Here is a 25510-nt window from a genome sequence, read left to right on the forward strand (position 1 = left end):
GCCGTGCACTCCTCACTGGCTCGTGCCGCACGGTGCGGCTGCGGATCCGTCCTCGGGGACCTGTCCCCGGCTCGGCATCGCCGACCCCGGGACGGGGTTCCTCCGTCATGTCGTCACGTCGTCGTCATGCTGCTGCGTCATCCCGCCGCTGCCTGAGGGCATCGGCGGGACCGGGCGCCGAGCCGTTCTCACCGCCGTGAGCGTTCGACACCGGCACGCAGATCGTCGGCCACCGTCGCGAGCGCACTGCGCGCCGCGGAGGAGTCGCCCTCGTTCTCGAGCAGAGCCCGCACGAATGCGGAGCCGACGATCACTCCATCAGCGTACGCGCCGACCTGCGCGGCCTGTTCACCGTTCGAGACGCCCAGACCGACGCAGACGTTCTCGGCGCCGGCGGCCCGGGTGCGCTCCACCAGGCCCTCGGTCGCCGCCGAGACGCTCGCGCGGGTGCCCGTCACGCCCATGGTGCTCGCCGCATAGACGAATCCGCGCGTGTGGGAGACCACATGGGCCAGACGGTCCGGCGGGGAGCTGGGGGCGACCAGGAACACCCGGTCCACGCCGTGCTCCTCGCTGGCCTCGATCCAGTCCGCTCCCTCGTCGGGGATCAGGTCCGGGGTGATGACCCCGGCGCCGCCGGCCATGGCGAGATCACGGGCGAAGGTGTGCGGGCCGTAGGCGAGGATCGGGTTCCAGTAGGACATCACGAGGATCGCGGCGCCGCGGCCGGAGAGCGCCTCGACGGCATCGAGCACGTGGCGGGTGCGGGTGCCTGCGGCCAGCGCGCTGCCCGCGGCCCTCTGGATCACCGGGCCGTCCATCACGGGGTCCGAGTAGGGCAGCCCCAGCTCGATCATGTCCGCGCCGTGGTCGATGAGCACGCGCGCGGCGTCGATCGAGCCGGCCAGGTCCGGGTAGCCGACGGGGAGGTAGCCGATCAGCGCGGCGCGCTCCTCGTCGCGGGCGCGGTCCAGGGCGTCCGCGGAGCGCAGACGCCGGGTGTCGGGGGCGCTCATGGCGTCTCCTTCGGGTCGATGAGGTCGGAGGTGATGCGGGCCTGGGCGCGCAGGGCTCCGAGATCGGCGCGGGCGGGATCGTCCCCCACCAGGCCGAACCAGCGCGAGGCGGTGTCCACGTCCTTGTCGCCGCGGCCGGACAGGCTCACCAGGATGACGGCGTCCTCGCCGAGCTCTCGGCCCAGCGTCAGGGCACCGGCGAGGGCATGGGCGGATTCGATCGCGGGCATGATGCCCTCGGTCATCGACAGCAGGGCGAAGGCCTCCATGGCGGCGGTGTCGTCGACCGGGCGGTACTCGGCACGTCCGATGTCCGCCAGCCACGCGTGCTCGGGGCCCACGCTGGGGTAGTCCAGGCCCGCCGAGATGGAGTGCGAGGGAATGGTCTGACCGTCCTCGTCCTGCATGACGAAGCTGCGGGCGCCGTGCAGCACCCCGGGTGAGCCGCCGCCGATGGTGGCGCTGTGGCGTCCGGTCGCGACCCCGTCGCCGCCGGCCTCACAGCCCACCAGGCGCACCATCGGGTCGGTGTCGTCGAGGAAGGCGTGGAAGATCCCCATGGCGTTGGATCCGCCGCCGACGCACGCGACCACGGCGTCGGGCAGGCGCCCGGCGACCTCGAGGGTCTGGGCACGCGCCTCCTCGCCGATGATGCGGTGGAAGTCGCGCACCATCACCGGGAAGGGGTGGGGGCCGGCGACGGTCCCCAGCAGGTAGTGGGTGCTCTCGACGTTGGCGACCCAGTCACGGAACGCCTCGTTGATCGCGTCCTTGAGGGTGCGCGATCCCTGGGCCACCGCGACCACCTCGGCGCCGAGGAGCCTCATGCGGGCGACGTTGAGCGCCTGGCGCTCGGTGTCCTCCTCGCCCATGTAGATCGTGCAGTCCAGACCGAACAGGGCGGCCGCGGTCGCGGTGGCGACGCCGTGCTGGCCGGCGCCGGTCTCCGCGATGAGGCGGGTCTTGCCCATGCGCTTGGTCAGCAGCGCCTGGCCGAGCACGTTGTTGATCTTGTGGCTGCCGGTGTGGTTGAGATCCTCGCGTTTGAGCAGGATGCGCGCGCCACCGGCGAGCCGGGAGAAGCGCGGCGCCTCGGACAGCAGCGAGGGGCGGCCCGTGTACTCTCGGGCGAGGCGCTGCAGCTCGGCGACGAATTCCGGGTCCAGCACCGCCTTCTCGTAGGTCTCGCGCAGCTCGTCGAGAGCGGGCACGAGCGCCTCGGGCAGGAAACGGCCGCCGAAGTCACCGAAGTAGGGACCTGCTTCGGAGCGCAGCTCGCCCTCGGGGCGCTCGAGCTCGGGGACGACGGGGAGCGGATCGGGGGTGCTCATGCCTGAGCTCCTTCCGGGGCGGGGCGGCCTCGACGGGCCACCTGGCGGAACGCGGTGACGGAGGCTGCGGGCGCGCCGGCGGTCACCAGGGCTTCACCGACCAGGACGGCGTCGGCGCCGGCGGCGGCGTAGGCCTCGACGTCGTCGACGGAGAGCACTGCGGATTCCCCGATCGCGAGCGGGCCCCGGGGGATGCGCTGCAGCAGGGCCGCGGCGCGGGAGAGGTCCACGTCCAGCGTCTTGAGGTTGCGGGCGTTGACCCCGATGAGGTCGGCCCCGAGCGCGAGCGCACGGTCCAGCTCCTCCTCGGTGTGGGTCTCGACCAGGGCCTGCATGCCGAGCTCGGCGATCAGGTCGTACAGCTCGCGCAGCAGGTCGTCATCCAGGGCGGCGACGATGAGCAGCACGAGATCGGCCCCGTGGGCGCGTGCCTCGAACACCTGGTACGGATCGACCACGAAGTCCTTGCGCAGCACCGGCACCTGCACCCGCTCGCGCACGGCGTCCAGATCTGCGAGGGAGCCGCGGAATCGACGCTGCTCGGTGAGGACGCTGATGGCGGAGGCGCCGTGGGTCGCATAGATCTCGGCGAGGTCCGCCGGCACGGGGATGTCGGCCAGGGAGCCCTTGGACGGGCTCGCACGCTTCACCTCGGCGATCAGACCCATGGTCGAGCCGTCGCCGACCAGGGCCGCGCGGGCGTCCCGTGCCGGGGACGCGGCGCGGGCCAGTCGCTCGATCTCGGTGACCGAGATCTGGGCACGACGCACCTCGAGGTCCTCTCGCACTCCGGCGATGATCTCGTCGAGCACGGTTCCGGTGGTGGTCATACGGGCCTCCTGCAGCAGTCGGGGGCGTTGCCTGCCCGGAGCGAGCAGGTCGGGATTCGGGATCTCAGGCGCCGACGAACGAGACCGGGGCGAGGAACCAGAAGGCGGGCAGATTGCGCAATACCGTGAACACGGCGACCACGGCGAGCAGCAGGTAGAGCGTGCGGCTGGCCGGGAGCCGGCGCAGGGCCGTCCCGCGGACCCGGCGCACGGTCCACGCGGCGAAGCCGAGCGCGACCAGCGGCAGGGAGGCCGTGATCAGGAGATTGCTGCGCAGGGCGAGCAGCAGGTCACCGGCCAGGAGGGAGTGCACGGCGCGGATGGCGCCGCAGCCCGGGCAGTGCAGCCCGGTCAGGTGGTACACGAGGCACAGCGGGACATCGGTCCGGAACGGATCGAAGACCAGCTGCACACCCACCGCGAGCACCACGCCCCCGGTGACGATCCCCAGCGGCAGCAGGGCCCGGCCCATGCCTCGGGCGGTGGCGTCCTGCACGGTGTCACCGCGCAGGTCATCCACCGCAGAGGTCACCGCGCTTCTGCTTCGGAGGCTCGTCGACGGGGCTGGCCGAAGCCTGCCAGGGAGAGCGCGACGCCGGCGATGATCGCGACGGCGATGATTCCGCAGCCCACCCAGACCAGGATCGGCATCGGGAGGACCATGCCCAGCCCGATGAAGATCGCGCCCAGGACTACACCGAAGTTGAGGATGTACGCAGCCACGGTCTTGCCCTCGTTGTGGGGCGGGGGCGGCGGCACGGCATAGGTCTTGGTCATGATCCTTCTCCAGTCAGGGTCCCGGTCACCGATATTGTGCCACGTCAGCGCTCGGTGGGCGACGAGCTGTCCGGCGTGTGCCCGGGGTGTCGCGGGGGCCGTGAGCACGATCACCGCCGCGCCGTTCCCCCGGTGGCCGTCGCGCTCGCTCAGTCCGCGCGCGCCGCGCCGTCGTCGGGCGCGGAGCGCCGCGTCCCCGGAGCCGTCTCCTGCTCGCCCGTCTCCTGCTCAGCCGTCTCCTGCTCGGCCGCGGCCGGCACCTCCACCGACGAGGCTGACGGCTCCTCGTCCTCCGGACCGAGGCTCGGGTCCTCGCCCCGGGTGAGGGCGTCCCACGCGGCGGCGGGGTCGCGTGACGGGTCCGACGGCGCGGCGACCGCCGGGCTGCGGTACCGGGTGCCGACGGGCCAGCTGCGACCGGCGATCAGCACCACGACGCCGAGCACGACCAGGACGAGCCCGAGGAGCACCGCGAGCAACGGCCACACGGTGGCGGTCGCGGACAGCTCCGAACCCACCACGCCGGTGGCGGAGGAGACCGCGGATCCGGAGGCGGACACGGGATCCCGGTGCACGGCGAACGCGGTCCAGGCGGCGCCCAGTCCCGAGGCGATCAGCACCGGCCCGGTCACGAAGCGCACCCAGGTCGAGGACAGCGAGGTGGCCAGCGCCGCTGCCAGAGCGACGATGGCCAGGGCGAGCACCGCCGGGGCGGCGTCGGCGCCGGTGACCGCGACGGACTGCGCCGCGCCGGTCAGGTCGGGAGCCGTCGCGGCCGTCCAGGTGGTGCGGGTGGCCCCGATCAGCAGGGCCGAGGCGGCCGTGGCCGCCAGGACGGTCAGACGGCGCCCAGGTCGCCGGGCGGTGCGGGGCGGCTGCGTGCTCATGCGGTGCGCAGCGTATCCGCCGAGGCCACCGCGCGCAGGGCGGCGGCGGCCTTGGACTGGGTCTCGCGGTGCTCCATGGTGGCGTCGGAATCGGCCACCACGCCGCCGCCTGCCTGCACGTGGGCCGTGCCGTCCTTGAGCACGGCGGTGCGGATCGCGATGGCCATGTCCATGTCACCGGCGAAGTCGATATAGCCGACGGTGCCGCCGTAGACGCCGCGGCGCACCGGCTCCAGACCGTCGATGATCCGCATCGCCGAGGGCTTGGGCGCGCCGGAGAGGGTGCCGGCGGGGAACGTGGCCCGCAGCGCGTCGTAGGCCAGGGCGTCCTCACGGATCGTCCCGGTCACCGTGGAGACGATGTGCTGGATGTGCGAGAACTTCTGGATGTGCATGAAGTCCCGCACCACCACGGTCCCCGGCGCGCAGAACTTCTGCAGGTCGTTGCGGGCGAGGTCCACGAGCATGAGGTGCTCGGAGCGCTCCTTGGGATCCGCCAGCAGCTCGGCGGCGAGCCGTTCGTCCTCTTCCGGCGTCGCGCCGCGGGGCCGCGAGCCGGCGATCGGGTGCGTGGTCGCCGTCGTGCCGCGCACGGTCACGAGGGATTCGGGGCTCGCGCCCACCACGTCGATCGGCTCGCCCTCGGAGTCGACGGTGCGCAGCAGGTACATGTAGGGGCTGGGGTTCATGCGCCGCAGCACCCGGTACACGTCCAGCGGATCGGCCGCCACCGGGACGGAGAACCGCTGGGAGGGGACGACCTGGAAGATCTCCCCGTCGATGATGTCCTGGACCGCTTCGTGCACGGCGCGCTCGTAGTCCAGCTGGGCGGTGCGGGCCTTCGGCTCCAGATCGCGGACGGTCTCGTAGACCATGGCGCTCGAGTCCAGCGGGACGCGCAGTCGCTCGCGCATCGCCTCGAGGCGTGCGAGGGCGTCGTCATAGGCGGCGTCGACCCCGTCGGCCGTCGCATTGAGGTTCAGGGCATTGGCGACCAGCACGACCGTCGAATCGTGCGCGTCGTGGACCACGACGTCCTGGGCGAGGAGCATCGACAGGTCCGGCAGACCGATCTCGTCGGGCGGAGCGTCCGGGAGGGCCTCCCAGTGCCTGACCGCGTCGTACGCGATGAATCCGACCATGCCGCCCGAGAACGGCGGCAGGTGCTCCTGGCGTGCGGCCCGGAAGGCGCTGGTGACCTCTCGCAGGGCCTCCACGGGGCTGCCGTCGGTGGGCACTCCGGAGGGGACGTCGCCGCGCCAGTGGGCACGGCCGTCGCGCTCCGTGAGGACAGCGCGGGCACGGGTGCCGATGATCGACCAGCGAGAGGCCTCGCCCTCCCCGGCGGATTCGAGCAGGAAGGTGCCCCGTGCATCGCCGTCCGTCGTGAGTCGGCGGTACAGCGAGACCGGGGTGTCCTCGTCGGCGAGCAGGCGCACGCTCACGGGCACGACGCGCTGACGCTCCGCGAGGGCGCGGAAGGTCTCGCGGTCGGGCTGGACGGCGCCGAGCAGGTCGCCCTCACGGCCGGCCACGCGCTCGGGGTAGGACTCGGGCCGAGGGCCGTCGGCGGTCTTGTCGGCGGAAGTGGTCTCGCTCATGCCGTGCGCTCCGTCGGGTCCAGGACGACGGCGCCCAGGTCGCCGCCGTCGAAACAGGTGTCGGTGCCGCGGTGGCAGGCCGCTCCGACCTGGTCGACCTCCACCAGCAGGGTGTCGCCGTCGCAGTCCAGGGCGACGGAGCGGACCCACTGCACGTGGCCGCTGGTGTCACCCTTGCGCCAGTACTCCTGTCGCGAGCGCGACCAGTAGGTCGCGCGGCCGGAGGTCAGGGTGCGGTGCAGAGCCTCGTCGTCCATCCAGCCCACCATCAGCACGCGGTGGTCCGACGCCCCCTGCACGACGGCGGTGACGAGTCCGTCGGGGTCCCGCTTGAGGCGGGCGGCGAGCTCGGGATCGAGGCCGGAGCTGGGGATCGCCCGCACGTCGGGCACGGCGGATTCTGTCGACACGGTGGACTCCCTGGGATCGGTGGACGGAGCGGAAGAGTCCGACGACGGTGGAACGCGGGACCCGATCGGAGCGAGCGCCGTCACAGCGCGCGCTCCAGCTCCTCGGCACGGTCGGTGCGCTCCCAGGTGAACTCGGGCAGCTCGCGGCCGAAGTGGCCGTGCACGGAGGTCAGGGAGTAGATCGGGCGCAGCAGGTCGAGCGAGTCGATGAGCGCGGCCGGGCGCAGGTCGAACACCTTGCGGACGGCGGCCGCGATCTGGTGCGCCGGGCGATGGCCGGTGCCGAAGGTCTCGACGTACAGGCCGACGGGCTCGGCGACGCCGATCGCGTAGGCGACCTGCACCTCGCAACGGTCCGCGAGACCCGCGGCGACGATGTTCTTGGCCACCCAGCGCATCGCATAGGCGCCCGAACGATCCACCTTCGAGGGGTCCTTGCCGGAGAAGGCACCGCCCCCGTGGCGGGCCATGCCGCCGTAGGTGTCGACGATGATCTTGCGTCCCGTCAGGCCGGCATCGCCCTTGGGCCCGCCGAGCACGAAGCGGCCCGAGGGGTTGATGTGCGTGACGACCGCGGAGGTGTCCAGGCCCAGGGCGTCGAGGTCCTCGAGCACGGGGTTGATGACGACCTTCTGGATCGCTGGCGCGAGCTGGCTGGTCAGATCGACGTCCTCGCTGTGCTGCGTGGAGACGACGACGGCCTCGACGCTGCGTGCCACACCGTCCTCGTCATAGCCGATCGACACCTGGGTCTTGCCGTCGGGCCGCAGGTACGGGAGCACCTCGTCGCGGCGCGCGGCCGAGAGGTTCGCGGTGAGGCGGTGGGCCGCATGGATCGGCAGGGGCATGAGCTCCGGGGTGTCGTGGCAGGCGTAGCCGAACATGAGCCCCTGGTCTCCGGCGCCGAGCCGGGCGAAGGCCTCGGCGGTGTCATCGCCCCGGGTCTCGAACGACGTGTCGACGCCCTGTGCGATGTCCGGGGACTGGGCGCCGATGGAGACCTCGATGCCGCAGGAGTCCGCGTCGAAGCCCTTCTCGGAGGAGTCGTAGCCGATGTCTCGGATCACATCGCGCACGATCGTCGCGACGTCGCTGTAGCCCGAGGTGCGGACCTCGCCGGCGACGTGGACGAGACCGGTGGTCACCATGGTCTCGACGGCGACGCGGGCGCCGGTGTCCTGGGACAGCAGGTCATCGAGGATCGCATCGGAGATCTGGTCGCAGATCTTGTCCGGATGCCCCTCGGTGACCGACTCTGAGGTGAAGGTGCGCAGCTCGCTGGACGTCATGCGGACCAGGGTACTTCCGGCAGCCGACGGGCGAGTTCGTCGAGCACCACGTGGGCGACGGCGGTCTTGCTCCCGGCGGATGCGGCGAGCTCCTCCCCGGTCTGATCCAGGATGTGCACGGAGTTGCTCGCGGAGCCGAAGACCTCGCCCGAGACATCGTTGAAGACCAGCAGGTCAGCACCCTTTCGGTGTGCTTTCGCCCGGGCCAGGTCCAGGGCCGAGGCGGCATTCCCGCCGGTCTCGGCCGCGAAGCCCACGATCACGGGGTATTCGGCGTCGGCGCGATCGAGCACGCTGTGACGCAGGATGTCCTGGGTGCGGCGCAGGGCGAGCGACGGCACGGAGTCGTCATCGCCGTCGTCCTTCTTGATCTTGTCCTGGGCGCGATCGGCGGCTGTGAAGTCCGCCACGGCCGCCGCCATCACCAGGGCGTCGACCCTGCTGCGGTGCGTCGCGACGGCGTCGGCGAGCTCGGCGGCGCTGCCCAGATCGATCCGCTCGGCGCCCGGAGGCGTCTCGAGCTCCACGTTGGCCGCGAGGAGACGGACGCGCGCGCCGCGCACCAGGGCGGCATGGGCGAGGGCCCAGCCCTGGCGACCCGAGGAGTGGTTGGCGAGGAACCGGACGGGATCGAGGTCCTCACGGGTACCGCCCGCGGTGATGAGCAGCTCGCGACCGGCGAGGTCCCGCCGCACGGCGCCGCGCTCATCGCGGGGCGCAGCGATCGCCGCGCGAGCGGCGTCGAGCAGGGCGTCGGGTTCGGGAAGACGCCCGGGACCGGAGTCGGGGCCGGTGAGACGGCCGACGGCCGGGTCGATGACGAGGGTCCCCCGCTCACGGAGCACGCTGACGTTCTCCCGGGTCGAGGGGTGCTCCCACATCTCGGTGTGCATCGCGGGAGCGACCACCACGGGTGCGCGGGTGACGAGCACGGAGGCGGTGAGCATGTCGTCGGCGCGTCCGCTGCGCATCCGTGCGAGCAGATCGGCGGTGGCCGGGGCGATCACGACGAGGTCGGCCTCCTGGCCGAAACGCACATGCGCGACCTCGTCGACGTCCTCGAAGACGGAGGTCAGGACCGGGTGCCCGCTGAGGGCCTCCCAGGTGGCGGCCCCCACGAAGTGCAACGAGGAGGCGGTGGGCACGACGCGGACATCGGCCCCTTCACCGACAAGACCGCGCACCAGGTGCGCGGTCTTGTAGGCGGCGATCCCGCCACCGACGCCGACCAGGACGCGGGCACCGTCGAGGGTGCGCTGCGAGGGACTCATCGGGCCTCCCGGTGGCGGTGAGGGATCAGAAGGAGAAGTCCGAGGTCGGGGGGACCTCGGGCGCGTCGTCACCGAGCTTGAGGGGCGCCGGGGCGTCCGGATCGGGCTCGTTCTGCGCGGCGTACTCCGCCTCATCGATCTCACGCACGGTCAGCAGGCCCTCGTCGATCTCGCGCAGCGCGATCGACAGCGGCTTCTCCTGGTTGTCGACGTCCACCAGGGGGCCGACGAACTCCAGCAGGCCCTCGGAGAGCTGCGAGTAGTAGGCGTTGATCTGACGGGCGCGCTGGGATCCGTAGAGCACCAGGGCGTACTTCGAGTCGACGGTCTCGAGGAGACGATCGATCGGGGGGTTCGTGATGCCTTCGGGCTGAGCGACTGTTCCGGCCACGGATGTCCCTTCGTGAGTTTCGGCGTGCGACGCTCCAGGATACTCCCTCTGCATAGCAAAGGGCCAGGAGCCGGGTGCACAGGTCAGGTGAGGTCGCGCACCCCGAGGAGCCCGGCGAGCTCGTCGGCTGCGCGGTCCACCGAGTCGTTGACGATCGTGACGTCGAACTCGCTCTCCGCCGCGAGCTCGACCTTCGCGGTCTCCAGGCGCCGCTCGCGCTCCTCGGCGTCCTCGGTGCCCCGGCCCACGAGCCGGTCCACCAGGGTGTCCCAGTCTGGCGGAGCGAGGAAGACGAACCGCGCCTCGGGCATCGAATCGCGGACCTGCCGGGCACCGGCGAGGTCGATCTCGAGGAGCACGGGGCGGCCCTCGGCGACCTTCTCCTCGACGGGACCGCGCGGCGTGCCGTACTTGTTGCGGCCGTGCACGATCGCCCATTCGAGCATCTGCCCGTCCTCGAGCAGGCGGCTGAACGCCTCCTCGCTCACGAAGCGGTAGTGCACCCCGTCGACCTCACCGGGCCGCGCAGCCCGGGTCGTCGCCGACACGGACAGCCAGATCTCGGGATATCGCGCCCGGATCGCCGCGGAGACCGTGCCCTTGCCGACCGCTGTGGGGCCGGCCAGGACCGTCACTGGGGCCGGTGCCGCTGCGGCACCGGCCCCGACGGAAGCGGTCACTCGGAGAAGTGGGCGACGAGCTTCTCCGCCTGATGGGAGCCGAGGCCCCGGATCTTGCGGGACGGGGAGATGCCGATCTCCTCCATGATCTGCTGGGCCTTGACCTTGCCGACGCCCGGGAGAGCCTCGAGCAGGGCCGCGACCCGCAGGCGACCGACGATCTCGTTGGTCTCGGCCTCGGTGAGGACCTTCTTGATCTCCTCGCCGCGGTGACCGGCGCTGTCCTTGAGCCGAGCCTTGATGGCCGCGCGCTCACGTCGAGCCTCGGCGGCCTTCTTCAGGGCGTCGGCCCGCTGCTCAGGGGTGAGGGGAGGGAGAGCCACTGTTCTTACCTCATCTTCTCTTGCTGGAGACGGGCGGGATCCGGAAGGATCCCGCGTGTGGGAAGAGCGTAACCCCAATATCGTGGCGAAGGGCACTTCTGACACGCTGAAGCGCAGGTCCGGTGCAGATCCGGGGTGCCACGAGCGTCCCGTGGCACCCCGGTTCCCCGGTCTCGCGGACGCTCGTCGAGAGCCCCGTCGACCCTGTCCGCACTCAGGCGTACTGCCTGCGCAGCTGCTCGACGTGGGCGCGCAGGCGGTCCGGATCGGGACCGGCGGACAGCAGCCCACGGGAGAGAGAGACCAGCACGTGACCTGCACTTTCTCCGAACACCTCGGCCATGTCGGCAGGTCCTGCGCCCTGGGCTCCGAAGCCCGGTGCGAGCAGCGGGACCGATGGTGCCGCGCGATCCAGCCCGAGCCGCCGGTAGGCGTCGCCAACCGTCGCCCCGACGACGAGGCCGACGCTCCCCCACTCCCCCGATGCGCCCGCGCCGATCAGTTCGGCGTGTCGCGCGATCTCGAGAGCCACCGGCGTGTCAGAAGCCGTCAGAGCGTGCTGGACCTGGGGTCCGTCGGGATTCGAGGTGAGGGCGAGGACGAAGAGCCCCTTGCCGTGGGCGAGCGCGAGCCGGGCCGCCGGGTCCAGCGAACCTGTCCCCAGAAACGGGCTCACGGTGATCGCATCGGCCTCGAGCGGGGCTCCCGGGCGCAGATGCGCGTGGGCGTACGCCTCCATGGTCGAGCCGATGTCCCCGCGCTTGACGTCCAGGATGCTCAGCACTCCGCGCTCCCGGGCCTCGCCCAGAAGCTGCTCGAGGACGGCGACCCCTGCCGAGCCGTGCCGTTCGAAGAAGGCCGACTGCGGCTTGATCGCCGCGACCTGCCCCGCGACCGCGTCCAGGGCGATGCGGGAGAACTCCGCGATCCCGGCAGGGGTGTCCGGCAGGCCCCACGCCTCCAGCAGAGAGGCGTGGGGGTCGATGCCGGCGAGGAGACGTCCGTTCGTCTCGACCGCCTGCCGCAGCCGGCTGCCGAACGGACGTGCCGCCGTGCTGCCGCTCATGCCGTCACGGCGGCCGCGCGGGCCTCCACCAGGCGACGGGTGTGCTCCTGCAGGCTGCCCACCTCGAAGGGCTCGACCGGGCGTGCCTCGATCGCCTGCACCGCGGCCTGGAACTCCTGCAGGGTCGTGATCATCGGCACGTCCATGCTGGTCGCGGCGGCGCGGATCGCGTAGCCGTCGGCCCGGGCGTTCGAGCCCGACGGGGTGTTGAGCACCAGGTCGATGTCCCCGGACTCGATCAGGTCGATCACGCTGGCCCCCTCGCCGTCGGCCTCGGAGGCCTTGCGCAGCACCGTGCAGGGGATCCCGCTGCGGCGCAGCACGCGGCCGGTGCCGGCGGTGGTGAGGACGTCGAAGCCGAGCGCGGCCAGACGGGCAGCCGGCAGCACGACCGCGCGCTTGTCGCGGTCGGCGACCGAGACGAAGACCGCGCCGCTGAGCGGCAGGCCCTGGCCGGAGATCGCCAGCTGGGACTTGGCGAAGGCGAGCGGGAAGGTCGCGTCCAGGCCCATGACCTCTCCGGTCGAGCGCATCTCAGGACCGAGCACCGAGTCCACGGCGCGCCCCTCGCGAGTGCGGAAGCGCTTGAACGGGAGCACCGCCTCCTTCACGGCGATCGGGGAATCATCGGGCAGGTCCGCGCCGTCGCCCTGGTCGGGCAGCACGCCGCGCTCCCGCAGCTCGGCGATGGTCTCCCCCGCCATCAGGCGGGCTGCCGCCCGGGCGAGAGGCACCCCGGTGGCCTTGGCCACGAAGGGCACCGTGCGCGAGGCGCGCGGGTTGGCCTCGAGGACGTACAGGGTGCCCTGGGAGAGCGCGTACTGGACGTTGAGGAGCCCACGCACGCCCACGCCCGCGGCGATCCCGAGGGTGGAGGTGCGGATACGGTCCATGACCGCGTCCGAGAGGGTGACCGGCGGCAGGGTGCACGCGGAGTCACCGGAGTGGATGCCCGCCTCCTCGATGTGCTCCATGACGCCGCCGAGGTAGAGGTCCGTCCCGTCGTACAGGGCGTCCACGTCGATCTCGATCGCGGTGTCCAGGAAGCGGTCGATGAGGATGGGCGCCTCGGCGCGGCCGCCGTCGGGCAGGTTGCGGCTCACGTAGTCGACCAGACCGTCCTGGTCGTAGACGATCTCCATGCCGCGTCCGCCGAGCACGTAGCTCGGACGCACGAGCACCGGGTAGCCGACGCTCGCGGCGACCTCCGTCGCGTCCGCGAGGCCCCAGGCGGTGCCGTAGGGCGGGGCGGGGAGATCGGCGTCGGCGAGCACCGCACCGAAGTGGCCGCGGTCCTCGGCGAGATCGATCGCCGAGGGGCTGGTGCCGATGATCGGCAGGCCGGCCTCCTCGAGGCGGCGGGCGAGCGACAACGGGGTCTGGCCGCCGAGCTGGACGATGATGCCGGCCACGGGACCGGCGGCCTTCTCCGCCTCGTACACCTCGACGACGTCCTCGAAGGTGAGGGGCTCGAAGTAGAGCCGATCCGCGATGTCGTAGTCGGTCGAGACCGTCTCGGGGTTGCAGTTGATCATCACGGTCTCGTAGCCGCCGCCGGGGAGGTCCCGATCGCCGAGCGCGAGCGCCGCATGCACGCACGAGTAGTCGAACTCGATGCCCTGGCCGATGCGGTTGGGGCCGGAGCCGAGGATCAGGATGGCCGGGCGCTCGCGCGGCTCGACCTCGGTCTCCTGGTCGTAGGTCGAGTAGTGATACGGGGTCCGCGACACGAATTCTGCCGCGCAGGTGTCGACCGTCTTGAACACCGGGTTGATGCCCAGCGCCTCACGGACGCCCTTGACGACGTCGCCGTGCTGACCGCGCAGGCGGCCGATCTGGTCGTCGGAGAGCCCATGGCGCTTGGCCAGCGCGAGCAGCTCTCCGTCCAGCACCTCGGAGGTGCGGATCTCGGCAGCGATCTCCGCGACCATCAGCATCTGGTCCAGGAACCAGCGGTCGATCCAGGTGGCCTCCACCAGACGGTCGAGAGTCTCCGCGGGGTCCACGACGCCCTCGGCGGCGGCCCACAGGATGCGGGAGATCGTCACCAGGCGGGAGTCGGTCGGGGTGCGCACCTCGTCCAGCAGCTCGGTGATCTCGGTGGCGGTCGGCGGGGTGCCCTCGTAGGTCGGGGCAGCTCCCTTGATGTCCAGGGAGCGCTGGGCCTTGCCGAGGGCCTCGGTGAAGTTGCGGCCCATGGCCATCGCCTCGCCGACGCTCTTCATGGTGGTGGTGAGGGTCGGATCCGCCGCCGGGAACTTCTCGAAGGCGAAGCGCGGCACCTTCACGACGACGTAGTCGAGCGCGGGCTCGAAGCTGGCCGGGGTGGTGCCGGTGATGTCGTTGCGGATCTCGTCGAGCGAATAGCCGATGGCCAGCCGCGCAGCGATCTTCGCGATCGGGAAGCCGGTGGCCTTGGAGGCCAGCGCCGAGGAGCGGGAGACGCGCGGATTCATCTCGATCACGACGATGCGGCCCGTCTCGGGGTGCGTCGCGAACTGCACGTTGCAGCCGCCGGTATCGACCCCCACCTCGCGGATGATGCCGATGCCGAGGTCGCGCATCTTCTGCATCTCGACGTCGGTGAGGGTGAGCGCCGGTGCGACGGTGACCGAGTCGCCGGTGTGGACGCCGACGGCATCGACGTTCTCGATCGAGCAGACGACCACGCAGTTGTCGTTGCGGTCGCGCATCAGTTCGAGCTCGAACTCCTTCCAGCCCAGGATCGACTCCTCCAGGAGCACCTCGGTGGTCGGCGAGTAGTGGAGGCCGTCGCCTCCGATGCGGCGCAGGTCCTGCTCGTCGTAGGCCATGCCGGAGCCGAGCCCGCCCATGGTGAAGCTGGGGCGCACGACCATCGGGTAGCCGAGCTCCTCGGCACCTTGGAGCAGGTCGTCCATGGTGTGGCAGATCTTCGAGCGGGCCGATTCGCCGCCCACGCGGTCCACGACCTCCTTGAACAGCTGGCGATCCTCGGCCTTGTTGATCGCCTCGAGGCTCGCACCGATCATCTCGACGCCGAACTCCTCGAGCGTGCCGTTCCCGGAGAGGGCGATCGCGGCGTTCAGGGCGGTCTGGCCGCCCAGGGTCGGCAGCAGCGCGTCGGGACGCTCCGCGGCGATGATCGAGCGGAGGATGTCCGGGTCGATCGGCTCGATGTAGGTGGCATCGGCGATGTCCGGATCGGTCATGATCGTCGCCGGGTTCGAGTTCACGAGGATGACGCGCAGGCCCTCCTCGCGAAGCACCCGGCAGGCCTGGGTGCCGGAGTAGTCGAACTCCGCGGCCTGGCCGATGACGATCGGCCCGGAGCCGATGACGAGGACGGAGGAGATGTCGGGACGACGGGGCATCAGGACTCCTTCTGCGAGGACGGGAGGGTGGAGGAGGCGGGTGCAGCGGATCCGCTGCGGCGCTCCCTCACCAGGTCCACGAGACGATCGAAGAGGTAGGAGGCGTCGTGCGGTCCGCCGGCGGCCTCGGGGTGGTACTGGACGGAGTAGGCGGGACGGTCGAGGCAGCGGATGCCCTCGACCACGTCGTCGTTCAGGCCGACGTGGGTGACCGTGACACGGCCGTAGCGGCCGCCGTCGTGCGGCGCGGTGTGCTCGCCGTCCAGAGGGACGTCGAGCGCGAAGCCGTGGTTGTGGGCAGTGATCTCGACCTTGCCGGTCTCGCGGTCCATCACGGGCTGGTTGATGCCGCGGTGGCCGAACTTCAGCTTGTAGGTGTCGAACCCGAGGGCCCGGCCCAGCAGCTGGTTGCCGAAGCAGATCCCGAAGAACGGCAGGTCCGCGTCCAGGACGCCGCGCAGCAGCTCGACCTGGTCGTCGGCGGCGGCGGGGTCGCCCGGGCCGTTGGAGAAGAAGACGGCGTCGGGCTCGACGGCCAGCAACTCCTCCAGCGTGGAGGTGGCCGGCAGCAGGTGGACCCGCAGACCGCGCGAGAGCATGCTGCGCGGGGACGCCCCCTTGATGCCGAGGTCGACGGCGGCGACGGTCCCGACGGCCTCGCCCTCGGGCTCGAGCACGACCGGCTGGGCGATGGTCACCTCCTCGACGAAGCTGGATCCGCTCATAGTGGGCTGCTCACGCACCAGGGACACGAGGTCCGCCTCGGTGGCCTCCAGCGCATCTCCGGAGAAGATCCCGCCGCGCATCGAGCCGGCATCGCGCAGGTGCCGGGTGAGCATGCGGGTGTCGATGTCGGAGATGCCGACCACCTCACTGCTGAGCAGGAGCTCGTCCAGGGACTGCTCGGAGCGCCAGCTGGAGGTGATGCGGCTGGCGTCGCGCACCGCGTAGCCGCGCACCCAGACCTTCCGGGACTCCATGTCCTCGGCGTTGGCGCCGGTGTTGCCGATGTGCGGCGCGGTCTGCACGACGATCTGGCCGGCGTACGACGGGTCCGAGAGCGTCTCCTGGTAACCGGTCATCCCAGTGGTGAAGACGACTTCTCCGCGTCGCGCGCCGCGGGCTCCGTACGCGCTGCCGCGCAGGACGGTGCCGTCCTCGAGGACCAGCAGCGCGGGGTCGCGCCGGGCACGGGAGGGCGGACGAGTGGACGTGGACGCCTGGTGCGGGGCAGAGGCTGTCATGGGTGCTCCTTCCGGGAGAGCAGCAGATCGTGGTCCTCACGCCGTGCGAGGCGCAGACCGGTGTCGAGGAGCTGGTCGCCGAGGCGCCAGCGGAGGATGAGGATGCCGTCGCCGCCCACGAACTTCCCGGCCATTCCGGGCCCGGCGGTGATCTCGGAGACTGCATCGGCGGGGATGGTCAGGGGACGAGCGCCCTCGCGCAGGATGTGCCAGGTGCCGGCGGACCCAATGCTGACTCGGGCGGAGGCCCGCTGCCCCAGCGTGTGGGCGACGACCCGTTCGAGCGGCTGCTGCGCGAGCACGGTGCTCACGTAGACGGCCTGGAGCGGACCGATCGTCGTGGTCTCGCCGAGCTCCTCGAGCGCGGCGGTCGTCGGTGCGGGCAGGTGCTGCTGGGAGCGCCCTCGCCGTCGCCATCCCCAGGCCATGAGGGCGAGCACCAGCAGGAAGAGCGCGACCAGCGCGAGAACCGGTCCGAGCTCGGCCATCAGTGCTCCACCACGGCGCCGTCGCGCACCGTGGGCCGCCCCCCGAGGAGCGTCAGCCGGTTCAGGCCCGGCAGCTCGAGTCCGGCGAACGGGGAGTTGCGGCCGCGGGAGGAGTGCTCCGCCGGGTCGGTGGTCCGGACCGGACGCGGGTCCCAGACCAGCACGTGAGCCGGGGCCCCGGCGGCGAGCTGCTGCCCCTGGTCCTCGTCGCGGCCGATCTCGGCGGGTCTCTCGGAGAGCACCCTGGCGACCTCGCGCCAGCTGAGACGGCCTTCGTCGACCATCGTGCGCTGCACCAGCGCGAGGGCGGTCTCCAGCCCGGTCATGCCCATCGCGGCCTGATCCCACTCGCGGTCCTTCGCGTCACGGGGGTGCGGAGCGTGATCCGTGGCGACGATGTCGATGGTGCCGTCGGCGAGACCCTCGCGCACGGCCTCGACGTCCGCGGCGGTGCGCAGCGGCGGGTTCACCTTGTACACGGCGTCGAAGTCGCGGACGTTCTCGTCGGTCAGCAGCAGATGGTGCGGGGTGACCTCGGCCGTGACAGCGATGCCGCGCTGCTTGGCCCAGCGCACGATGTCGACGCTCCCTGCGGTGGAGAGGTGGCAGACGTGCAGGCGAGACCCGACGTGCTGCGCGAGCAGCACGTCACGGGCGATGATCGACTCCTCGGCGACCGCAGGCCAGCCGGCGAGGCCGAGCTCCGCGGAGACGACGCCCTCGTGCATCTGGGCGCCCTCCGTCAGGCGAGGGTCCTGGGCGTGCTGGGCGATGACGCCGTCGAACGACTTCACGTACTCCAGCGCCCGGCGCATCAGCACCGGGTCGTGCACGCACTTGCCGTCGTCGCTGAACACACGGACCTTCGCTCGCGAGTTCGCCATCGCATCGAGCTCGGCGAGCCGCTCGCCGGCCAGGCCCACCGTCACCGCGCCGACGGGGCGCACGGAGCACCAGCCGGAGGTCTCGCCGCGGCGCGCCACCTGTTCGACGACGCCGGCGGTGTCGGCGACCGGCGTGGTGTTGGCCATGGCGTGCACGGCGGTGAAGCCGCCGCGGGCCGCGGCACGGGTGCCGGACTCGATGGTCTCCGCCTCCTCGCCTCCGGGCTCGCGCAGATGGGTGTGGAGGTCCACGAGTCCGGGCAGCACGATGCAGCCGTCGGCGTCCACGATCTCGGCCTCGGCGGGGGCCTCGAGGGACGTGCCGACGGCCTCGATGCGGCCCTTGACGACCAGGACGTCCTGGACGTCCTCGCCGTAGGGGCGCCCGCCCCGGATCAGGAGCGGCGCGTGATCGGTCGCCAGCGGCGGTGCGGTCTGGTCAGCGGTCATCGGAGGCCCTCCCGGGAATCGGTGGCGAGCAGGTGGTAGAGGACGGCCATCCGCACGAACACGCCGGAGGCGACCTGCTCGACGATGACGCTGCGCGGGGAGTCGGCGACGTCCCCGGCGATCTCGAACCCGCGGTTCATGGGGCCGGGGTGCAGGACGATCGCGTGGTCGGGCAGGGCCGCGGCCCGAGCGGTGGTGAGCCCGTAGCGACGCGAGTACTCCCCGGCCGTGGGGAAGAACCCTCCCCCGACCATGCGCTCTCTCTGGACGCGCAGCATCATGACCGCGTCGGGCCCGGTGGCGAGGGCCTCGTCGAGGTCGTACGTGATCCGGCAGGGCCATGCCGCGGCGCCCACGGGCACCAGGGCCGGCGGGGCGACCAGGGTGACGCGTGCGCCGAGCAGCGTCAGCAGCAGCACGTTGGAGCGCGCCACCCGCGAGTGCAGGACGTCCCCGACGATGACGACGTGGAGTCCGTCGAGCCCGGCGGTCAGGTCGCCAGGGCGCAGATGCCGGCGCAGGGTGAAGGCGTCCAGCATCGCCTGGGTGGGGTGCTCGTGGGCGCCGTCCCCGGCGTTCACGATCGGCTGGTCGATCCAGCCGGCATGGGCCAGCAGGTGGGCGGCGCCGGAGGATCCGGAGCGCACCACCACGGCGTCGGCGCCCATGGCCTGGAGCGTCAGCGCGGTGTCCTTGAGCGACTCCCCCTTGGAGACGCTCGACCCCTTGGCGGAGAAGTTGATGACATCGGCCGAGAGCCGCTTGGCCGCCGCCTCGAAGCTGATCCGCGTGCGAGTGGAGTCCTCGAAGAAGAGGTTCACGACGGTCGTGCCCACGAGGGTGGGCAGCTTGCGGATCGAGCGGGACTGGGTCTCGGCCATGTGCTCGGCGGTCGCGAGGACGGCGATGGCCTCCTCACGGTCGAGGTCGGCGATCGAGATGAAGTGCCTCATGCTCGGTCCTCCCCTGCCGTGGGACGGACGATGTCGACCGCATCCGCACCGTCGGTCTCCATCAGCTGGACGTGCACCCGCTCGCTGCGCGAGGTGGGGAGGTTCTTGCCCACGTGGTCGGCCCGGATCGGCAGCTGCCGATGACCGCGGTCCACCAGCACCGCCAGCCGCACCGCGGCGGGGCGCCCGATCGCGCCGAGCGCGTCGAGAGCGGCACGGATGGTGCGGCCCGAATAGAGGACGTCGTCGACGAGCACCACGGTGCGGCCGTCGATGCCGTCACGGGGGATGCGCGTGGGGCTCGGGGCCCGGGTCGGATTGTGCCGGAGGTCGTCGCGGTACATCGTGATGTCCAGCGAGCCGGCGAGCTGGTCCAGCGGGCGGTCATCGCCCTCGGCCCGGGCGATCTGGATCGCGAGGCGTTCGGCCAGCGGGACCCCGCGGTGCGGGATACCGAGCAGGACGAGGTCATCGGCACCGTGGCCGCTCTCGAGGATCTCGTGGGCGATCCGGGTCAGGGCCCGACGGATCTCCTCCGCGCCGAGAACGCGTGAGGTCTCCGCGGCGGTGTCGCCCGGATCTGCTCCTGCTGAAGGAGGTGCGTCATGCATGGGTATCTCCCTTCCACGCCTCACAGGACGTGTCGTTAAAGGGTATGGATGCTCGTCTCCGAGCGCAGCCGATCCTACTCGGCCGTCGTGCGGTGCTGTGTCGGTGCCCGCCCTTCGGGACGGGGGTCCGGTGCCGTCCCGCTCCCGCGCCGGTTCACGCGCCGCGGGGGCCGGTGGTGGGAGAGGTCGAGACGATCGGGTGCAGCTTCACCCGGGCGGTCAGGACAGCAGGCCTCGCACGTCGGCCAGGCGCTGCAGGAGCCCGTTGACGAATCGGGGCGAATCGTCGGTCGAGAGGACCTCGGCGATCTTCGTGTACTCGCCGATGATCGCGCCGCGCGGGGACTCGTCCGAGCCGTAGAGCACCTCGGCGCTGCCCAGGCGCAGGATCGCGCGGTCCACCGCGGGCATGCGGTGCAGCGGCCAGTCCCGGGAGTGCGTGGCGAGGTCCTCGTCGATGTCGATCGCATGGGGAGCGTACAGCTCCACCAGGTCGCGGGCCGCCGGAGGCAGCGGGCTCTGGGCGGCCGTGCGCCGCAGGCGCTCCTCGAGCACGTCCAGGACCTCTGCACGCTTGGCGTCGGCCTCGAAGAGCACGTCCACGGCGCGGATGCGGTCGCGCGAGCGCCGATGCAGGCGATCGGTCGCCGCGGGGACCGTCTTCTCGAACTCGACCTCCGCCCCTTCCCGGGTGGGAAGGGGGAGGCCGGTGCCCCGTGGGGCGGGGGAATCGGTCACTTCACGCGCTCGAGGTACTCACCGCTGCGGGTGTCCACCTTGACCTGGTCGCCCTCGTTCAGGAACAGGGGCACCTGGATCTCGCGGCCGGTCGCCAGGCGCGCGGGCTTGGTGCCGCCGCTGGAGCGGTCGCCCTGCAGGCCCGGCTCCGTGAACTCGATCGCCAGGGTCACGGAGGTGGGCAGCTCCACGAACAGGGGCTCGCCCTCGTGGAAGGCCACGACCACGTCCTGGCCCTCGAGCATGAAGTCCTTCGCGCCGCCGACGATCTCGGCGGTGATGTTGGTCTGCTCCCAGTTGGTCGTGTCCATGAAGACGAACATGTCGCCGTCGAGGTACGAGAACTGCATGTCGCGGCGGTCGACCGTCGCGGTCTCGACCTTGAGGCCGGCGTTGAAGGTCTTGTCGACGCCCTTGCCGGACATGACGTTCTTCAGCTTGGTCCGCACGAACGCCGGGCCCTTGCCGGGCTTGACGTGCTGGAACTCGACCACGCTCCAGAGCTGCTTGTCCAGAACGAGGACCATCCCGTTCTTCAGATCATTCGTCGTCGCCATGAGTCTCCTCGGTAGTCGTCGGGGCCAGCCCAGGATAGCGTGCCTCGCCCCGCTGTCCGTGGCGGACCAGCCCGTCAGCGCGCGGACGTGAGGTCGATCATGCTGAGCAGACGGACCGCGAGCGGATGCGCGGCGCTCTCCTCGCGCCACCCGCTGGTCTTCACCGCCCGGGAGACGGTCTGCTGGGTGACGCCGAGGCGCTCGGCGAGCTGGCTCTGCGTAGCGCCGGGGTCCTCCCGGAGTGCGCGGACGGCCTGCCACTGGCCCCGGTTCCGGGTCCGCACCATCCATCCGATCAGGCACAGCACGGCCTCGACGTCCTGTGCGGTCTCCGCGTGACGCTCATCGGCCGCCCGCACCACCACCGGAACACTGGTCGACGCCCTCTGCCGTCGGGCCGACCGCGCCGCCTCCGCCGCGGCCTCGACCGCTGGTCCGTCGATCTCACGGACGGAGGCCGGCAGCGGTGCGCGGACGGCCCCGATGCCGAGCCCGATCTGCCAGTCCCCCTCCTCCCGGGCGCGCAGCAGGGCGTCGAGGGCGGCGTCGGCCCGCGACGCGAGCGCGAGCACCTCGGGACCGGCGGTGCGCTCGGCGGGTCGGGCGAGCGCCACTCCCCCGAGCGCGTCGAGCAGAGCCGGGACGGGATCGGCACCGCTGTCGGCAGCGCGCACGGAGGCGCCTGACAGGGACAGGACGAACATGGACGGCCACCACCTCGTGCCGGCGCGTCGGCGCCGACGTCACGATCGCACAGGAATCAGCCGATTCCCGCTGTGCGACACAGTACAGCGGAATAACGGCGATAGTCGGTGCCGTCGACGGTCCGACCGCTCAGGCGAGCTCGATGAGCTCCTGGTACTCCGCGTTCCAGAGGTCCTCGACGGCGTCGGGCATCATCAGCACGCGCTCCGGGGAGAGCGACTCGACGGCGCCGGGGTCGTGGGAGACCAGCACGACGGCGCCCTCGAAGGCTGCGAGGGCACCGAGGATCTCCTCACGGCTGGCCGGGTCGAGGTTGTTCGTGGGCTCATCGAGCAGCAGCACGTTCGCGCTGGAGACCACGAGGGTCGCGAGCGCGAGGCGCGTCTTCTCCCCGCCGGAGAGCACGCGGGTGGGCTTGTGGACGTCGTCCCCCGTGAACAGGAAGGAGCCGAGGATCTTGCGGGCCTCGACCTCCGGCAGCTCGTAGGCCGCGGTCATCATGTTCTCCAGCACGGTCCGCTCGAGGTCGAGGGTCTCGTGCTCCTGCGCGTAGTAGCCCACGCGCAGTCCGTGTCCCGGCAGGATGCCGCCGGTGTCTGAGTCATCGACCCCTGCGAGGATGCGCAGCAGGGTGGTCTTTCCCGCACCGTTCAGCCCGAGGATGACCACTTTCGACCCACGGTCGATGGCGAGATCCACCCCGGTGAAGATCTCGAGGCTGCCGTAGGACTTCGAGAGGTCCTTGGCCATCAGCGGGGTCTTGCCGCAGGGAGCGGGCTTGGGGAAGCGCAGCGAGGCCACGCGATCCTTCTGCCGCTCCCCCTCCACGCCGTCGAGCATCCGCTCGGCGCGCTTGAGCATGTTCTGCGCGGCGACGGCCTTGGTGGCCTTCGCCCGCATCTTCTCCGCCTGGGCCGTCAGCGTCGACGCCTTCTTCTCGGCGTTCATGCGCTCGCGCTTGCGACGCTTCTCATCGTCGTCGCGCTGGCGCTGGTACAGCTTCCAGCCCATGTTGTAGATGTCGATCTCGGCCCGATTGGCGTCGAGGTAGAACACCTTGTTCACGACGGTCTCGGTGACCTGGACGTCATGGCTGATGATGATCAGCCCTCCGCGGTAGCTCAGGAGGTAGTCGCGCAGCCACACGATCGAGTCATGATCGAGGTGGTTGGTGGGTTCGTCGAGGATCATCGTGGAGGCCTGAGAGAACAGAATGCGGGCCAGCTCCACGCGACGGCGCTGACCGCCGGAGAGGGTGCCGAGCTCCTGCTCGAGGATCCGGTTGGGCAGGCCCAGGTTCGCGGCCATGCGCTTGGCCTCGGACTCCGCCGCATATCCGCCGACGGCGTCGAGCTCCGCCTCCAGGCGCGGGTAACGGTCCATCGCCTTCTCCCGCTTCGCCTCGGACAGGCTCATGTCGCCCATCTCCTCCTCGGCGCGACGCAGCCGGTTCAGCACGCCGTCCAGCCCGCGGGCGGAGAGGATCCGTGAGATGACGAGCTCGTCGTCCTCGCCGCTGTGGGTGTCCTGCGGGAGATAGCCCAGCTCCCCGGTGACCTCGACAGAGCCCTCGGACGGCTGCAGGGTCCCGGAGAGGACCTTCGTCAGCGTCGTCTTGCCGGCGCCGTTGCGGCCCACCAGGCCCACTCTGTCCCCTGCGGTGATCTGGAAGGAGACGTCACTCATGAGCAGCCGGGCACCGACTCGGATGGCGAGGTCGTGCACGGTGATCACAGGATCAGACTCCTTGGGGGTCGAGAGGGCGGGCACGGGCCCGCAGGCGGTGGGAACCCCGGCCCGGACAGGATCCGGGCAGGGGCCGGATCGAGTCTAGGTGCGCGCGAACCCGTCGGCCTCAGAATTTCCGCGCGCGGTGCGGTGAACCACACTCCGAGCCCTCCTGCTCGGCGCGCGCTTTCGTCTCCCCGGCCCCGCGCCGACGCCCTCCCCGGCTCGAGTCGTGCCGACACGTGCCGCTCCGTCTCCGTGGACCCGCCATCGGCCGTCCGTCGGTGACATGCTGGTCCCGAGCGGCCGCATGAGGCGGCCGAGCGTCGAGGCAAGGAGGCTTCTGGATGCGCATCGGGGTGCCCAAGGAGATCAAGAACAACGAGAACCGCGTGGGGCTGACCGCCGCCGGGGTCCACGAGCTCGCCGTGCGCGGGCACGACGTGGTGGTCGAGTCGGGGGCGGGGAGCAGGGCGCGCATCAGCGACGAGGACTATCGCGCCGCCGATGCCCGGGTCCTGGATTCCGCGGACGAGATCTGGGAGCAGGCCGAGCTGATCGTCAAGGTGAAGGAGCCGCTCGCCGCTGAGTACGGACGGATGCGGCGCGGCCAGGTGCTGCTGACCTATCTGCATCTCGCCGCCGACGCAGACCTCACCGAAGCGCTCCTCTCCTCCGGCGTCACGTCGATCGCCTACGAGACCGTCCAGCTGCCCAGCCGCGCTCTGCCGCTGCTCGCGCCCATGAGCATGATCGCCGGGCGGCTGGCCACCCAGGTGGCCGCGTATCACCTGATGGCCCCGCTGGGCGGATCGGGGGTGCTGATGGGAGGAGTCCCCGGCACCGACCAGGCGAACGTGCTGATCCTCGGCGGCGGCATGGTCGGTGAGCAGGCAGCGGTGATGGCTCATGGGCTGCACGCGAACGTCACCGTCATGGATCTCGACGTCACCCGCTTGGGACAGATCGCCACGATGCACCACGGCGGCATCCTCACCCGCTATTCGACGACCCTCGAGCTGGCCGAGCAGATCCGTGAGGCCGACGTGGTGGTCGGTTCGGTCCTGGTCCCCGGGAAGCGCGCACCCAAGCTGGTCACCGACGAGATGGTCGCGACCATGAAGCCGGGCTCTGTGCTCGTGGACGTCGCCATCGACCAGGGCGGCTGTTTCGAGGGCTCCCGCCCGACGACCCACGACGACCCGACCTTCGCCGTGCACGACTCGGTCTACTACTGCGTCGCCAACATGCCCGGTTCGGTGCCGGTCACCGCCACCTCGGCGCTCACCAACGCCACGCTCCCCTACGTGCTGAAGGTCGCTGATGCCGGCTGGCGCGACGCGCTCCGCGCCGATGAAGCGCTCGCGAAGGGTCTGCACACCCACGAGGGTGCGCTCACCCACGCCGGGACCGGCGAGGCCCACGGACTCGAGGTGACGCCCGCCCAGCAGGTCATCGGCTGAACGGCGGCGAGGTCGCACCAACTCAGCCGCGCATCCGCGCAGGCGAGCTGCTCCGTCCCCTCGATCCCGTTGCGCCTCCCCGCCCAGCGGCTTTGCAGACGGCCATGTGCTGCACACGCACGACGACGGGCCCCGGGGCCCGTCGTCGTGCACGGCCTGAGGCCATCGCCCCGCGCAAACGGCGGAGCGTCGACGAGGTCGATCAGAGGTTGAAGCCGATCGCGCGCAGCTGCTCGCGGCCGTCCTCGGTGATCTTCTCCATGCCCCACGGGGGCATCCACACCCAGTTGTTATCCCACCGATGCCCACTCAATGACTCGAGAACGGGGGCGTGACCTGCAGCTTCTCTGCGACACGCTCACCAGGCTGGCGCAAATTACGCACAAAACTACGCACAATTTCACTGCAATTTCAGCGATGTGCCGGGGCAATATGGCTCTTCGCCCTCTTTGCCAGGCTGATTG

25 protein-coding genes and 1 pseudogene are annotated in these 25510 nt (G+C 71.2%); 1 reads left to right on the forward strand and 25 read right to left on the reverse strand.

Annotated features, from left to right (window positions below):
* Positions 1-188: 188 nt before the first annotated feature.
* The 24 genes from trpA to CIK71_RS00425 all read right to left on the reverse strand — a co-directional run bounded on the left by trpA (position 189) and on the right by CIK71_RS00425 (position 23589).
* Positions 189-1016 carry a tryptophan synthase subunit alpha gene (gene trpA / locus CIK71_RS00310; protein WP_096163194.1) on the reverse strand — a complete coding sequence of 276 codons (828 nt, stop codon included), beginning with the start codon at positions 1014-1016 and terminating at the stop codon, positions 189-191.
* Positions 1013-2347 carry a tryptophan synthase subunit beta gene (trpB, locus tag CIK71_RS00315; RefSeq protein WP_096163195.1) on the reverse strand — a complete coding sequence of 445 codons (1335 nt, stop codon included), beginning with the start codon at positions 2345-2347 and terminating at the stop codon, positions 1013-1015. Before trpB ends, trpA begins: the two co-directional genes overlap by 4 nt.
* Positions 2344-3177, reverse strand: coding sequence for an indole-3-glycerol phosphate synthase TrpC (trpC, locus tag CIK71_RS00320; RefSeq protein WP_096163196.1), 834 nt, complete (start codon positions 3175-3177; stop codon positions 2344-2346). The genes trpB and trpC overlap by 4 nt, the downstream gene beginning before the upstream one ends.
* 64 nt (positions 3178-3241) lie before the next feature.
* A complete protein-coding gene (locus tag CIK71_RS00325; RefSeq protein ID WP_241963869.1) occupies positions 3242-3709 on the reverse strand; it encodes a DUF2752 domain-containing protein in 468 nt (155 codons plus the stop codon).
* Positions 3706-3954, reverse strand: coding sequence for an HGxxPAAW family protein (locus CIK71_RS00330; protein WP_096163197.1), 249 nt, complete (start codon positions 3952-3954; stop codon positions 3706-3708). The genes CIK71_RS00325 and CIK71_RS00330 overlap by 4 nt, the downstream gene beginning before the upstream one ends.
* Before the next feature lie 149 nt (positions 3955-4103).
* Entirely contained in the window at positions 4104-4841 is a 738-nt protein-coding gene (locus CIK71_RS00335; protein ID WP_096163198.1) for a Trp biosynthesis-associated membrane protein, read from the reverse strand.
* Positions 4838-6442, reverse strand: a complete 1605-nt coding sequence (locus tag CIK71_RS00340) for an anthranilate synthase component I (protein ID WP_158541872.1) — start codon at positions 6440-6442, stop codon at positions 4838-4840. Before CIK71_RS00340 ends, CIK71_RS00335 begins: the two co-directional genes overlap by 4 nt.
* Complete coding sequence (gene hisI / locus CIK71_RS00345) at positions 6439-6852, reverse strand: phosphoribosyl-AMP cyclohydrolase (protein WP_158541873.1); 414 nt, start codon at positions 6850-6852, stop codon at positions 6439-6441. Before hisI ends, CIK71_RS00340 begins: the two co-directional genes overlap by 4 nt.
* Before the next feature lie 80 nt (positions 6853-6932).
* Positions 6933-8141, reverse strand: a complete 1209-nt coding sequence (gene metK, locus CIK71_RS00350; protein ID WP_096163199.1) for a methionine adenosyltransferase — start codon at positions 8139-8141, stop codon at positions 6933-6935.
* A complete protein-coding gene (coaBC, locus tag CIK71_RS00355; protein ID WP_096163200.1) occupies positions 8138-9412 on the reverse strand; it encodes a bifunctional phosphopantothenoylcysteine decarboxylase/phosphopantothenate--cysteine ligase CoaBC in 1275 nt (424 codons plus the stop codon). The genes metK and coaBC overlap by 4 nt, the downstream gene beginning before the upstream one ends.
* Before the next feature lie 25 nt (positions 9413-9437).
* The gene (gene rpoZ / locus CIK71_RS00360; protein ID WP_096163201.1) at positions 9438-9803 is read right to left on the reverse strand and encodes a DNA-directed RNA polymerase subunit omega; all 366 of its coding nucleotides are present in this window, start codon (positions 9801-9803) and stop codon (positions 9438-9440) included.
* A gap of 83 nt (positions 9804-9886) precedes the next feature.
* The gene (gmk, locus tag CIK71_RS00365) at positions 9887-10483 is read right to left on the reverse strand and encodes a guanylate kinase (protein WP_096163202.1); all 597 of its coding nucleotides are present in this window, start codon (positions 10481-10483) and stop codon (positions 9887-9889) included.
* Complete coding sequence (gene mihF, locus CIK71_RS00370) at positions 10480-10806, reverse strand: integration host factor, actinobacterial type (protein ID WP_096163203.1); 327 nt, start codon at positions 10804-10806, stop codon at positions 10480-10482. The genes gmk and mihF overlap by 4 nt, the downstream gene beginning before the upstream one ends.
* Positions 10807-11020: 214 nt before the next feature.
* Positions 11021-11872 (reverse strand): orotidine-5'-phosphate decarboxylase, encoded by an 852-nt coding sequence (gene pyrF / locus CIK71_RS00375; RefSeq protein WP_096163204.1) that lies wholly within the window; start codon positions 11870-11872, stop codon positions 11021-11023.
* Positions 11869-15225, reverse strand: a complete 3357-nt coding sequence (gene carB / locus CIK71_RS00380; RefSeq protein ID WP_096163205.1) for a carbamoyl-phosphate synthase large subunit — start codon at positions 15223-15225, stop codon at positions 11869-11871. Before carB ends, pyrF begins: the two co-directional genes overlap by 4 nt.
* Positions 15225-16469, reverse strand: coding sequence for a glutamine-hydrolyzing carbamoyl-phosphate synthase small subunit (gene carA / locus CIK71_RS00385; RefSeq protein ID WP_096163206.1), 1245 nt, complete (start codon positions 16467-16469; stop codon positions 15225-15227). The genes carB and carA overlap by 1 nt, the downstream gene beginning before the upstream one ends.
* Entirely contained in the window at positions 16466-16957 is a 492-nt protein-coding gene (locus CIK71_RS00390; RefSeq protein ID WP_241963870.1) for a PH-like domain-containing protein, read from the reverse strand. Before CIK71_RS00390 ends, carA begins: the two co-directional genes overlap by 4 nt.
* The gene (locus CIK71_RS00395) at positions 16957-18291 is read right to left on the reverse strand and encodes a dihydroorotase (RefSeq protein WP_096163207.1); all 1335 of its coding nucleotides are present in this window, start codon (positions 18289-18291) and stop codon (positions 16957-16959) included. Before CIK71_RS00395 ends, CIK71_RS00390 begins: the two co-directional genes overlap by 1 nt.
* Positions 18288-19244, reverse strand: coding sequence for an aspartate carbamoyltransferase catalytic subunit (locus CIK71_RS00400; RefSeq protein WP_096163208.1), 957 nt, complete (start codon positions 19242-19244; stop codon positions 18288-18290). Before CIK71_RS00400 ends, CIK71_RS00395 begins: the two co-directional genes overlap by 4 nt.
* The gene (gene pyrR / locus CIK71_RS00405) at positions 19241-19855 is read right to left on the reverse strand and encodes a bifunctional pyr operon transcriptional regulator/uracil phosphoribosyltransferase PyrR (protein ID WP_096163209.1); all 615 of its coding nucleotides are present in this window, start codon (positions 19853-19855) and stop codon (positions 19241-19243) included. The genes CIK71_RS00400 and pyrR overlap by 4 nt, the downstream gene beginning before the upstream one ends.
* Before the next feature lie 219 nt (positions 19856-20074).
* A complete protein-coding gene (gene nusB / locus CIK71_RS00410; RefSeq protein ID WP_096163210.1) occupies positions 20075-20593 on the reverse strand; it encodes a transcription antitermination factor NusB in 519 nt (172 codons plus the stop codon).
* Positions 20590-21150, reverse strand: a complete 561-nt coding sequence (gene efp / locus CIK71_RS00415; protein WP_096163211.1) for an elongation factor P — start codon at positions 21148-21150, stop codon at positions 20590-20592. Before efp ends, nusB begins: the two co-directional genes overlap by 4 nt.
* A gap of 74 nt (positions 21151-21224) precedes the next feature.
* Entirely contained in the window at positions 21225-21854 is a 630-nt protein-coding gene (locus tag CIK71_RS00420) for a MarR family transcriptional regulator (protein ID WP_096163212.1), read from the reverse strand.
* A gap of 130 nt (positions 21855-21984) precedes the next feature.
* Entirely contained in the window at positions 21985-23589 is a 1605-nt protein-coding gene (locus tag CIK71_RS00425; protein WP_096163213.1) for an ABC-F family ATP-binding cassette domain-containing protein, read from the reverse strand.
* Positions 23590-23930: 341 nt separating this feature from the next.
* Here CIK71_RS00425 and ald point away from each other — a divergent pair, with 341 nt between their 5' ends.
* Positions 23931-25046 carry an alanine dehydrogenase gene (gene ald, locus CIK71_RS00430; RefSeq protein WP_096163214.1) on the forward strand — a complete coding sequence of 372 codons (1116 nt, stop codon included), beginning with the start codon at positions 23931-23933 and terminating at the stop codon, positions 25044-25046.
* Between the two features lie 202 nt (positions 25047-25248).
* Here the strand turns inward: ald and CIK71_RS00435 are convergent.
* Positions 25249-25344 (reverse strand): annotated as a pseudogene (locus CIK71_RS00435) (metal-sulfur cluster biosynthetic enzyme); the annotation flags it as partial.
* Positions 25345-25510 lie beyond the last annotated feature (166 nt).

This window comes from Brachybacterium alimentarium (assembly GCF_002332425.1).
GTDB classification, from domain to species: Bacteria; Actinomycetota; Actinomycetes; order Actinomycetales; family Dermabacteraceae; genus Brachybacterium; species Brachybacterium alimentarium.